Origin of the sequence: Rubrivirga litoralis, from assembly GCF_031846415.1 — a bacterium.
Taxonomy (GTDB): domain Bacteria; phylum Bacteroidota; class Rhodothermia; order Rhodothermales; family Rubricoccaceae; genus Rubrivirga; species Rubrivirga litoralis.
Window position 1 is genome coordinate 1 of record NZ_JAVRHT010000058.1, and the last position, 11,342, is coordinate 11,342.

The following is an 11,342-nucleotide window of genomic DNA, read 5'->3' on the forward strand; positions in this document are numbered from 1 at the left end:
ACCTGCTCTACCTGCTCTACCTGCTCTACCTGCTCTACCGCAGCGCCTCTTCGAGCGAGGTCGAGGCGTCGGTCGAGGCGTCGCGGTACTTGACCACGCATGGGGCCGAGAGCCCCAGCCCGTGCGCCCGGCCAAAGTCGGAGTCGACCGCCCGCGTGCCCGGCACGACGACGGCGCCGGCCGGGACCTCCAGCCCCAGCCCGCCCTCGGCGCGGAGGACCGTCTCGTTGACCAAGTCGTAGAGCCGCGTGGCCCGCGTCAGGATCACGCCGGCCGCGAGCACGGCCCGCTCGCGAACGACGGTCCCCTCGTAGACGCCGCAGCCGCCGCCGACGAACACGTCGTCCTCGACCACGACCGGCGCCGCGCCGATGGGTTCGAGCACCCCGCCCAGCTGGGCCGCGGCGCTCAGGTGGACCCGCTCGCCCACCTGGGCGCAGCTCCCCACGAGCGCGTGGCTGTCGACCATCGTCCCCGCCCCGACGTAGGCGCCCACGTTGACGTACATGGGCGGCATGCAGACGGTCCCCGGCGCGAGGTACGCCCCGCGGCGGACGGTCGAGCCGCCGGGCACGATCCGCACGCCGGCGTCGGGGCCGAACGGGCGCGTGGGGTAGGTGTCCTTGTCGAAAAAGGCGAACGGCCCCTCGGACTGGTCCACGATCTCGCCCAGGCGGAAGCCGAGCAAGATGCCGCGCTTGACCCACCCGTTCGCGCGCCACACGCCGTCGCCGCCCCGCTCGGCGGACCGGACCTCGCCGGCTTCGAGGGCGTCCAGGAGCGCGTCGAACGCCTCGCGCGCGGCGGGCCGGTCGAGCGCGTCGGTCGGCTGGTCGGCGTGGTGGGTGATGTCGAGTTGGAGGTCGGTCACGGTCATCGGGGGGTCCGTAGGTCGGTGAGTCGGTGGGCGGGCCGCCCCGCCCTCGGTGCGGGCGGGGTGGATCCAGGGCGGAGCCGCACGGGCGGGGCGGGGCGGCGAGTCAGGCCGCCTGCGCCTCGCGGCCGGCGGCGACGAGCGGCGCGTAGGCGGCGAGCACGCGGCGGCGCGCGGCGTCGGTGAGCGGGGCGAGCGGGAGCCGGAGCGTCTCGGACATCCGCCCCATCTCCGCCAGGACGGCCTTGACGGGCGCGGGGTTGGACTCGAAAAAGCTCGCCCGCATCGCGTCCAAGAGCGCGTAGTGGAGCGCGCGCGCGCCGGCGACGTCATCGGCGAGCGCGCGGCGGACCATCTCCGAGATCGGCCCCGGCGCCGCGTTCGCGATCACCGAGATCAGCCCCGCCCCGCCCAGGCAGACGGTCGGGAACGCGAGGTCGTCGTCGCCCGAGTAGACGGCGACGCCGTCGGGCACGCCCGCGATCACGTCGGCGATCTGGCCCAGGTCGCCCGACGCCTCCTTGAGCCCGACCACGCTGGGGACCGCCTCGGTCACACGGAGCTGGGTCTCGGCCGTCAAGTTCGAGCCGGTCCGCCCGGGCACGTTATACAGGACGATCGGGCAGTCGGTCGCGTCGGCCACGGCCGCGACGTGGCCGAGCACGCCGTCCGGCGTCGGCTTGCTGTAGTACGGGCCGACGACGAGGAGCCCGTCGGCGCCGGCGTCGGCGGCCTCGCGCGAGTAGCGGGCGCTCTGGGCCGTGCTGTTCGTCCCCGTGCCGACGACGACCGGGACGCGGCCGGCCGTGTGCTCCAGGGCGATCTCGACCAGCCGCCGCCGCTCGTCGTCGGTGACCGTCGGGTTCTCGCCCGTCGTCCCCAGCACGACGAGCGCCTCGACGCCGCCGTACACCTCCCCGCCCGCGTCCGCGCTCCCCTGGATCTGGACGTCGATAAGGCGCCGGAACGCGTCCTCGTCGATCTCGCCGTCCGGCGCGAACGGCGTGACGAGGGCGGGGGCGGTGCCGCGAAAGACGGGCTGGCGGGTGGGACCCATGGTGGAGGGATGCGGGATGGAGGGATCGGAGGGATGGGCCGAACGCGGAGCGGGCCGCCGAGGCTCCAGGCGAACCGGAGGGCGGGGCGGGCACCCCCCGCCTTTCACCCATCGCTGCGCTCAGGGGCGAAAGGCTGTCCCCCTTATTCAAGGGGGACAATTCGCGCGACCGGGGGAGCGGCGGCGGGGCCGCTGCGACCAGAGCGCGAACGGGGGGTGCGGGCGGGGCGGACACGAGCGGGGCGGGCGCTGAGGGCGGGGCGGCTCCGCTCATCCCTCATCCCACGTCCCTCAATCCCTCCCCGATCATGTCGTCCAGCGTGAACAGGCCGCGGCGCCCGCGCACCCACTCCGCCGCGCGGACGGCGCCGACGGCGAACGCCCGCCGGCTCTTGGCCCGGTGCACCACCTCGATCTGGTCGACCGGGCTGTCCAGCGTGACGACGTGTTCGCCCAAGACCGCCCCCAGCCGCTGGCTCGTCACGTGGAGCGCCGTGGCGTCGATGGCCCCGTGCTGCGCCTCGGGCTCGACGTGCGTCTTGCGCGCGAGGCCCTCCAGGAGCACGTCGGCCAGGCGGAGCGCCGTCCCGCTCGGGCTGTCGACCTTGCCCGTGTGGTGGACCTCGTGGACGGCCGCGTCGTAGTCGTCGAGCCGGTCGAGGAGCGGGAGCAGGCCGCGCAGCGCGCGCTCGACGAGGGCGAGGCCGAGCGAGAAGTTGGGCGCCCAGATCAGCCCCGCCCCGCCCTCCTCGACCCAGGCGCGGACGCGGTCGAGGTGCTCCGTCCACCCCGTCGTGCCGACGACGGCGTCGGCGCCCCACGCCGCGTAGCGGTGGATGTGGTCGGGGGCGAGGGCGGGGAGGGAAAAGTCGACGACGACGTCGGCGCCGTTGAGGGCGTCGGCGTCGCGGGCGTCGAGGAGCGGGGCGGCCGCGTCGAACCGGGCGGCGATCTCGTGGCCGCGCTCGGCGGCGACGGCCTCGACAGCCTGGCCCATCCGGCCGGTTCCTACAAGGGCGATCGTCACGGTAGAGCGAGCAGCGTGCGGCGTGCAGCGTGCGGTTACGGACCTCGGCACCATGCACCGGGGCGCCGCATGATAGAGCCGACCACGCGCCCGGCCTCGTCCGCCCCAGCGAGAAGCCGGTCTCGGTCTTCGTCCGAAAGGTACCCACACGCGTGCGCCGTTCTCAGCCAGTGCCGCGTCTCTTCCAACTCTGCGTCGGCGTCCGATAGTTTGCTTACGGAGTGGGCGGGGTACGACCGCTTTCGCCACGCCTCCGCAATGTTGGCCCCTACGGAGCGTGACGAGCGGCGGACTTGGTCCGTAAGCGAGTACCGCTCCTCCTTCGGAAAGCTGCGCGTCACCTGGAAAACGTGTTGCTGCAGTCGGAACGCCGTCCGGTACGCGTTGAGGTCCGTCAGCGGAACGGAGGCCATCGTGTCGGTCCGGTGGTGCCACCGCTAGACGCCAAGCGAGCCCCGACACAACCCGCCCGCTGCTCGCCGAACGCTGCTCGCCGAACGCCGCCCTACCGCATCGCCTCCGCCGCGCGCACCACGTCCGCCAGGACGACGGCCGCCGTGACGTCGGCGCTCGCGCCGGGGCCGCGGAGGACAAGCGGGCGCGGGCCACCCCGCTCGGTCCAGACGGCGACGGCGATCTCGGCGCCCTGGAGGCCGGCGAACGGCGAGCCCGGGGCGACCGCCTCGACGCCGGCGCGGATCGAGCCGTCGGCGTCGAGGCGCGCGACGTACTGGAGCTCGCCGCCCCGCCCGGGCGCGTCGTCCGGTGCGCTGATTTCCGCCCCGCTCGCGGGTGGGCGGGGCGGGGCGGGGCGGTCCTGCCAGTCGGCGTCGGCCTCGGGGAGCCGGTCCCAGAACGCGGCCAGCGGCACGTCGGCGAGGGCCGGGGGCGCGAGGCCCTCGACGGCCACGTCGGCGGCGGCCACGTCCAGGCCCACCTCGCGGGCGAGCAGCGCCAGCTTGCGCGCCGCGTCGCGGCCCGAGAGGTCGTCGCGGACGTCGGGCTCGGTCAGCCCGGCGTCGCGGGCGGCGGCGACGGCGGCCGAGAACGCGGCCCCGTCGCGCATCCGGTTCATCACGAACGCGAGCGTCCCCGAGAGCACGCCCTCGACGCGGAGCACGCGGTCGCCCGTGCGCACGAGGTCGCGGAGGCGGGCGACGACGCCCAAGCCGGCCCCGACCGCCGCCTCGTAGAGGTACGGGGCCTCGGCGTCCCGCGCCGCGCGCTGGACCTCGCCCCATGCCGCCGCCGAGCGGCCCGCCGCCTCCTTGTTCGGCGTGACGACGGCCGCCCCGCCCGCGAGCCACGCCGCGTGGCGGGCGGCGACGTCGGCGCTCGGCGTCGCGTCGACGACCACGAGCCGCTCCAGGCGGGCCGCCGCGAGCCGGTCCGTCAGCGCGTCGAGCACGCCCGGAGCGGGCGGGGCGGCGGCGAGCGCGTCGAGCGCCTGGGCGGGGTGGAGGCCGTCGGGCTCCCACGCGAGCCGCCGGCTGTCGGCGACGCCGGCGAGGACGAGGTGGAGGCCGCCCGCGCGGAGCCGCTCGGACTCGGCGCCGAGAAGCGCGAGAACGCGCCGGCCCAGCGCGCCCGCCCCGACCACGACAACGTGGGCGCGGAGGCGGCGGAGCGCGAACGCCTCGTGGAGCGCGCCGACCGCGCGGGCCGCGTCGGCGTCGGCGACGACGGCCGAGATCGTGTGGTCGCCCCCGCCCTGGGCCACGGCGCGGACGGGCACGTGCGCCCGCGCGAGCGTGTGGAAAAAGCGCCCGGCCAAGCCCGTCGCCCCGTGCATCCCCGACCCGACCGCCGCGACGACCGCCCCGCCCCCTTCGGCGCGGACGCCGAAGACGTCGCCCCGCTCGACCTCGCGGGCGAGCGCGCGCGAGAGCAGGCGGACCGCCGCGTCGGCGTCGGCCTCGCGGACGGCCAGCCCGAAGCTGCCCTCGGCCGAGGCCTGGGCCACGAGCGAGACCGGCACGCCGCCGTCCGCGAGCGGGGCGAGCACGCGCCGGCCCAGGTCGGCCACGTCGAGCACGGCGGCGCCCTCGACGCGAACGAGCGCGGCGCCGCGGATCGCCGTCACGGCGCGGATCGAAGGCTCCGCACCGGGCGGGGCGGGGCCGACGCGCGTGCCCGGCGCCTCGGGCCGCAGCGTGTTCTTGATCTGGAGCGGGATGCCGGCCCGCACGAGCGGCCGCATCGTCCGTGGGTGGAGCACCTTGGCGCCGAAGTGGGCCAGCTCGGCGGCCTCGGCGTAGCTCAGGTGCTCCAGCGGGAACGCCTCGGGCACCACGCGGGGGTCGGCCGAGAGGACGCCGTCGACGTCGGTCCAGATCACGCAGGCCGCGGCGTCGAGGGCGCCGGCGAGGAGCGTCGCCGTGTAGTCGCTGCCCGAGCGCCCCAGCGTCGTCGTGACGCCGTCGGCGGTCGACCCGACGAACCCGGTCACGACGGCGACGGCGTCGGCGGGCACGGCGGCGAGAGCGGCGCGTGCGAGCCGCCGCGTCTCGGGGAGGTCCGGCGCCGCCTCGCCGAACGCGTCGTCGGTGCGGACGAACGCGGTCGCGTCGAGGGCGACCGCCGCGTGCCCGGCCGCCCGGAACGCGGCGGCGACGAGCGGGACGGCGGCCCGCTCGCCGGCCGACACGATGGCGTCGCGGAACCGGGGCGTGCACTCGCGGAGCAGGTACATGCCGTAGAGGAGCTCGCCGAGCTCGACGAACAGCGTATCGAGCGCGCGCCCCAGCGCGTCCCGCTCGGACTCGGGCGCGAGCGCGGCGAGCGCGTCGGCGTGCCGCGCGCGGAGGGCGGCCAGGATCTCGCGGTGCGCGCCGGTCCGCCCGACGGCCGCCTCGACGGCGTCGAGGAGCCGGTCGGTCACGCCCCCGAACGCCGACGTGACCACGACGCGCCGGCCCGCGCCCTCCCCACGCGGCCCCTCCCCCACCCCGCCCGCGACGATCTCGACCACGCGGCGGACGCGCTCGGGCGTGGCGACGGACGTGCCGCCAAACTTGTCGACGTGGACGGGGCGGTCGGGCACGGGCGAACCTGGAGGGCGGGGCGGACCCAAAGGACGACCCCGAGGGGCCAGCGGGCGGGGCGGCCCAAAGCTAGGCCGCCCCGCTCGGGGCGGGCGGGCGGGGCGGGGCGTCTTCGCCCGTGCTCCATTGACCGCGGCGGCGGCGGCTCCCTATCTTGGGCGCTCGCTGGTCCGCCGGCGACCCTCCGGGGCATTAGCTCAGTTGGTAGAGCGCTTCGCTGGCAGTGAAGAGGTCAACGGTTCGAATCCGTTATGCTCCACGTCCCGAACCGGCCCCGGCCTCGCGCCAGGGTCGGTTTTTTCGTGCGCGGGCGGGGCGGCGGGCGGTGGCTTGACGGGCGCGCGGGCGCCGGCTACCCTGCGGCTCCACCCCGCCCGCCCATGTCCACCACCGACTTCGAGCGGCGTGACGGCCTCGACGGCCTCACCTCCGCCCAGCTCGAGGCGCGCGCCTTCGGCCCCGAGCGGCGGTCGCTCCGCGGCCTCCTCCGGCGCCCGCCGCGCGTCCGCCCCGCCCGCTCGACGCCGGCGGCTCCTCGTCGGCGGCGCCCTCATCGCCCTGCTGGCCGGCGCGGGCGGGGCGGCGGCCTTGATCTACGGGGAGACGCCCGGGCACCACGCGCCCGTTGTCTACGACGCCCCGGGCACGCACGAGTGGATCGAGGACGGACACCCGCACCGAGAGGCCGACGACGAGGCGTGGGACGTCACGTTCGGCGAGGCGGACGACCTCGTCGACGACTAGCCGCCCCGCCCACCGGCGACGCCGCAGGACAACGCGCTGCGCGGGCGGGGCAGGGTGGCGCTAGAGCCGGGCCTGGAGGTCCACGCCCTGGCGGATGTCGGCCGGCGTCGGCGTGCGGCCCTGGGCCATGAGCAGGTGGAACGCCGCCGCGTCCTGGTCGCGGCCGACCGCGGCGACCGCGCGGACCGCCCCGCCCTCGACGTAGGCCGCGAGGAACTCGGCGTCGTCGAGCGAGCCGTCCACGACGACTTCGTCCCAGTCCTCGGCGTGGCCGACGTAGCGGAGGCTGAGCCCGAACTGGCCGGTCCAGAAGTAGGGGACGCCGTCGAACGGCGTGTCCGCGACCGTCGGGTCGCCCTCGGCCAGCATGTTCCGCGCCGCCGCGCGCCCATGCTGCTGGGCCAGCCGCCAGTGCTCGATGCGGACCGTTTTACCCAGCCGCGCGTCGGGGAACGCGGCCACGTCGCCGGCCGCGAAGAGGCCGGGCGCGAGGCGGAGCGCGGCGTCGGTGACGAGGCCGCCGTCGTCGCGGCGGAACGGGGCGCCGTCGAGGAAGCCCGTCGCCGGCGAGACGCCGACGCCCATCACGACCGCGTCGGCCGGGAGCGCCTCCCCGCCCACGACCACGCGGAGGCCGCCGGAGTCGGCCGCTTCGATGCGGTCCACTCCGGCGCCGAGCCGGAAGGCCACGCCCTTGGACTCAGCCGCCCGCTGGAACACGCGCCCGACGTCCGCGCCCATCGCCGACGCGAACGGGGCGTCGCTCTTGCCCACGACCGTCACGTCCACGCCGCGCGCGTTCAGGCTGGAGGCCGCCTCCATGCCGATAAACGACGCGCCGATGACGACGACGCGCTCCGCCCCGCCCGCCTGCTCGACCACGTCCTGCGCGTCGGCCCAGGAGCGGAGCAGGAGGACGCCGTCCAGGTCGGCGCCGTCGATGGGGAGCCGGCGCGGCGTGCCGCCCGTTGCGACGAGGCAGGCGTCGTACGTGACCGGCTCGCCCCCCTCGAACGAGACCTCGCGGGCGTCGGCGTCGAGGCCGGTGACGGTCCGATCGGTCCACACCTCGATCCCGTGCTTTTCGTAGAACGCCCCGTCGCGGAGCGGGAGCGCGCTCTCGGGAGCGTCGCCGGCGAGGTAGGCCTTCGACAGCTTGGTCCGGTCGTACGGCGCCCGCGTCTCCATCGTCACGAGCGCGAGCCGGCCGCGGTAGCCCTCGGTGCGGAGCGCCTCGGCGGCGGCCCCAGCGGCGGCCCCGGCGCCGAGGACGAGGAACAGGCGGTCGTCCTCGGTACGCGCGGCCATGCCCGGCGTCTCGCCGTCGCTCTCGCGGTAGGCCACGCCCTTCCCGTGCTCGTCGGCGTCGGCGGGCACGCGGACGAGCACGTCGTCGCCCTCGATCTTGACCTCGAACGTGCGGAGCGCGTCGAGCGCCGGCGGCTCGCAGAGCGCGCCCGAGGCCACGTCGAACGCGGCGTGGTGCCACGGGCACACGACGGTCGTCCCGGACAGGGCGCCCGTCGCGAGCGGGGCGCCGTAGTGCGTGCAGAACGCGGTGCAGGCGTGGAACCGGCCGTCGACGCGCGAGAGGAGCACGTCCGTGCCGTCGGCCGACACCTGGCGCATCTCGCCGTCGGCGAGGTCGGAGACGGAGGCGACGCGGACAAAGTCGGGCATGGGCGGACCCAGAGGGCGGGGCGGGGTGGCAGGGCGTCACGAGCGCCGCCGCGCGCGGTTCCTCGCCGCCCCGCCCCCACCGAGCGCCGGGCGGCGTGGACGGGCGGACTCGTCGGGCGGGGTGGCCGACGGGCGGGGCGGCGGTAGGTTTGCGCGGTCCCGCGGCACCCGAACCCGGGGGACGCGCCCGCCCTCCCCCTCCGCCCCGCCCGCCGTGCCCCGCCCCGCCCCCGACGTCCGCGCCCTCATCGACCGGATCGCCGACGCCCTCGGCGGCGAGGCCACGCCCGAGCGCGTCGAGCGCGTGGCGCGGGCGGTCCTGGAGGCGCCGGAGACGGCCGCGGCCCCGCCCCGCCCCGCCCCGAGCGCCGGGCGGGGCGGCTCCGAAAGCGCGGCGGCCGGCGGGGCGGGGCGGACGCGCGTCGTGGTGACGGCCTACGGGCGCGACACGCCGGGCATCCTCGCCGCCATCACGGCCGAGCTCGCGGCCTCGGGCGCCAACCTCCTCGACGTGTCGCAGAAGATCCTCCAGGGCTACTTCACCGTCGTCCTCGTGGCCGACCTCGACGCCGACGCCGACCTCGGCGCCGCCCGCGACCGCCTCCAGGCGCGCGGCGACGCCTTCGGCGCCCGCGTCCTCCTCCAGCACGAGGACCTCTTCCAGGCCATGCACCGGCCGTGAGCGGGGGGCACGAGGGATGGGGGATGCGGGATGAAGAGGGATGGGCCGAGCCTGGAGTCGGGCGTGTCGCGGAATCTGGCGTCAGGAGCTACGAAGACCTCCGAGTGTGGCAAGAGGGGATCTCGCTCTGCGAGCTCGTCTACGGCGCGACTCGCGCGTTCCCGAAAGACGAGCGGTTTGGGCTGACCTCTCAACTCTGCCGCGCTGCCGTTTCGATTCCATCGAACATTGCAGAGGGGTGGGGACGCGGGTCGACACAGGACTACGCCCGATTCCTCCGAATCGCTCGGGGGTCGCTCTACGAAGTCCGCACCCAACTCATTGTCGCGGAGCGGGTCGGCCTCCTCACGGCAGAAGGAGCCGCCCCGCTCCTCCAGCACATCGACCACGTTCGGAGGATGCTCCACGGCCTGATCCGGTCGCTCGGTGCCTGAGCCGCCTCCCCCCATCCCTCTATCCCTCCATGCCTGTATCCCTCCCCGAAGTTCTCGAAACCGTCCGCATGACGGAGGCGGACGCGTTCGACATCCGCACCGTCACGCTGGGCATCAGCCTCCGGGGGTGCCAGAGCCGGGACGCCGCCTCGACGCGGCAGAACGTCTACGACCGCGTCACGCAGACGGCCGAGCACCACGTGGCCGCGGCCGAGGAGGTCGAGCGGACGTACGGCGTCCGTATCGCCAACAAGCGCGTCTCGATCACGCCGGCCGCGCTCGTCGCCGACGGGTTCTCGCCCGAGGAGTTCGTGGAGCTCGCGCACACGCTGGACCGGGCCGCGGCCGAGGTCGGCGTCGACTACCTGGCCGGCTTCAGCGCGCTCGTCGAGAAGGGCACGACGCCCGGCGACGCGGCGCTTATCGAGGCGCTCCCCGAAGCGCTCGCGACCACGGACCGCGTGTGCGGGTCGGTCGCCTGCGGGAGCACGAAGGCCGGCATCAACGCCGACGCCGTGCTCGCCGTCGCCCGCGCCATCAAGGGCATGGCCGCGCGGACGGCCGACCGCGACTCGATCGGCTGCGCCAAGTTCGTCGCCTTCTGCAACGCAGTCGGCGACAACCCCTTCGTGGCCGGCGCCTTCCACGGGCCGAGCGAGCCCGGGAGCGCGCTCAACGTCGGCATCTCCGGCCCGGGCGTCGTGCTCCGCGCCGTCGAGGCGCTGGGGCCGGACGCCGACTTCGGCGCCGTCACGGACGCGATCAAGACGATGGCGTTCAAGATCACGCGCGCCGGCGAGCTCATCGGCCGCCGCGTGGCCGAGCGCCTGGAGGACCGCGTGGGCACGCCCGTCCCGTTCGGCGTCGTCGACATCTCGCTCGCGCCGACGCCGGCCGACCGCGACTCGGTCGGCGACGTGCTCCGCGCGATGGGGCTCGGCGAGGTCGGCGCGCCCGGGACGACGGCGGCGCTCGCCATGCTCAACGAGGCCGTCAAGCGCGGCGGGCTCATGGCGGCCCGCCACGTGGGCGGCCTGAGCGGGGCGTTCATGCCGGTGTCGGAGGACCAGGCCATGATCGAGGCCGCAGCCTCGGGCGCCCTCTCGCTCGCCAAGCTCGAGGCCATGAGCGCGATCTGCTCGGTCGGCCTCGACATGGTCGCCGTCCCCGGCGACACGTCGGCCGAGACCATCGCGGGCATCCTGTTCGACGAGTTCGCGATCGGCATGGTCAACGACAAGACGACGGCCGTGCGGCTGCTGCCGGTCGCCGGCAAGGGCGTCGGCGAGTGGGCCGACTACGGCGGGCTCCTCGGCCGGGCGCCGATCATGCCCGTCTCCGACGTCTCGAACGCCGTGTTCGCCCGGCGCGGCGGCCGCATCCCGGCGCCCATCCGCAGCCTGACCAACTGAGCCGCCCCGCCCAGACGTGAGCGGGCAGCGGGCAGCGGGCAGCGGGCAGCGGAGGTGCTCCACCCCGCCCGCGCCGGGGCGGCCGACGTAGCGGCGTTGCGTGCAACGCCGCCGGGCACCAGCCTCTGGGCAGAGCGGATTCGTAGGGCACCACGCGTGGTGTCCGCAATCGCCCGACGAACTCACCGCGCCACGGGCGGGGCGGCTACGGGCGGCGGCGTCCAGAACCGCCCCGCCCTTTGGGTCTGCCCGCCCTGGACACGACGAGTCGTGTCCCTACGGCTGCCCGTCGTTGGGCGGGGCGGTAGGGGGCGGGGCGGCATCTTTCTCAGACCGCCCCGCCCGCGTCGTCCACCACCCCGCCCTTTGGGTCCGCCCTTTGGGTCCG

10 protein-coding genes and 1 tRNA gene are annotated in these 11,342 nt (G+C 75.9%); 5 read left to right on the forward strand and 6 right to left on the reverse strand.

The genetic code is table 11. The features are described 5' to 3' along the window. Positions 1-34 precede the first annotated feature (34 nt). The 5 genes from RM540_RS15595 to RM540_RS15610 all read right to left on the reverse strand — a co-directional run bounded on the left by RM540_RS15595 (position 35) and on the right by RM540_RS15610 (position 6,001). A complete protein-coding gene (locus tag RM540_RS15595; RefSeq protein WP_311665823.1) occupies positions 35-877 on the reverse strand; it encodes a 2,3,4,5-tetrahydropyridine-2,6-dicarboxylate N-succinyltransferase in 843 nt (280 codons plus the stop codon). Positions 878-980: 103 nt separating this feature from the next. Continuing rightward, a complete protein-coding gene (gene dapA / locus RM540_RS15600; RefSeq protein ID WP_311665825.1) occupies positions 981-1,931 on the reverse strand; it encodes a 4-hydroxy-tetrahydrodipicolinate synthase in 951 nt (316 codons plus the stop codon). A gap of 277 nt (positions 1,932-2,208) precedes the next feature. Continuing rightward, positions 2,209-2,958 (reverse strand): 4-hydroxy-tetrahydrodipicolinate reductase, encoded by a 750-nt coding sequence (dapB, locus tag RM540_RS15605; RefSeq protein WP_311665827.1) that lies wholly within the window; start codon positions 2,956-2,958, stop codon positions 2,209-2,211. Between the two features lie 35 nt (positions 2,959-2,993). Then, the gene (locus RM540_RS16445) at positions 2,994-3,371 is read right to left on the reverse strand and encodes a four helix bundle protein (RefSeq protein WP_349256337.1); all 378 of its coding nucleotides are present in this window, start codon (positions 3,369-3,371) and stop codon (positions 2,994-2,996) included. Between the two features lie 92 nt (positions 3,372-3,463). After that, positions 3,464-6,001, reverse strand: coding sequence for an aspartate kinase (locus tag RM540_RS15610; protein WP_311665829.1), 2,538 nt, complete (start codon positions 5,999-6,001; stop codon positions 3,464-3,466). A gap of 187 nt (positions 6,002-6,188) precedes the next feature. Between RM540_RS15610 and RM540_RS15615 the strand changes: the two genes are divergently transcribed. Beyond that, positions 6,189-6,261 (forward strand) — tRNA-Ala (locus RM540_RS15615). 146 nt (positions 6,262-6,407) lie between these two features. Then, entirely contained in the window at positions 6,408-6,746 is a 339-nt protein-coding gene (locus RM540_RS15620) for a hypothetical protein (RefSeq protein ID WP_311665831.1), read from the forward strand. Between the two features lie 60 nt (positions 6,747-6,806). Here RM540_RS15620 and RM540_RS15625 read toward each other — a convergent pair whose 3' ends face one another. Then, complete coding sequence (locus RM540_RS15625) at positions 6,807-8,426, reverse strand: FAD-dependent oxidoreductase (RefSeq protein WP_311665832.1); 1,620 nt, start codon at positions 8,424-8,426, stop codon at positions 6,807-6,809. A 214-nt stretch (positions 8,427-8,640) separates the two neighbouring features. Here RM540_RS15625 and RM540_RS15630 point away from each other — a divergent pair, with 214 nt between their 5' ends. The 3 genes from RM540_RS15630 to RM540_RS15635 are packed head-to-tail and all read left to right on the forward strand — an operon-like array spanning position 8,641 to position 10,954. After that, on the forward strand, positions 8,641-9,108 hold the full coding sequence (locus RM540_RS15630; RefSeq protein ID WP_311665834.1) for an ACT domain-containing protein: 468 nt from the start codon (positions 8,641-8,643) through the stop codon (positions 9,106-9,108). Positions 9,109-9,131: 23 nt separating this feature from the next. Next, on the forward strand, positions 9,132-9,542 hold the full coding sequence (locus RM540_RS16450) for a four helix bundle protein (protein ID WP_349256338.1): 411 nt from the start codon (positions 9,132-9,134) through the stop codon (positions 9,540-9,542). 29 nt (positions 9,543-9,571) lie between these two features. Further along, the gene (locus RM540_RS15635; RefSeq protein ID WP_311665836.1) at positions 9,572-10,954 is read left to right on the forward strand and encodes a PFL family protein; all 1,383 of its coding nucleotides are present in this window, start codon (positions 9,572-9,574) and stop codon (positions 10,952-10,954) included. The last annotated feature ends 388 nt before the right edge of the window (positions 10,955-11,342 follow it).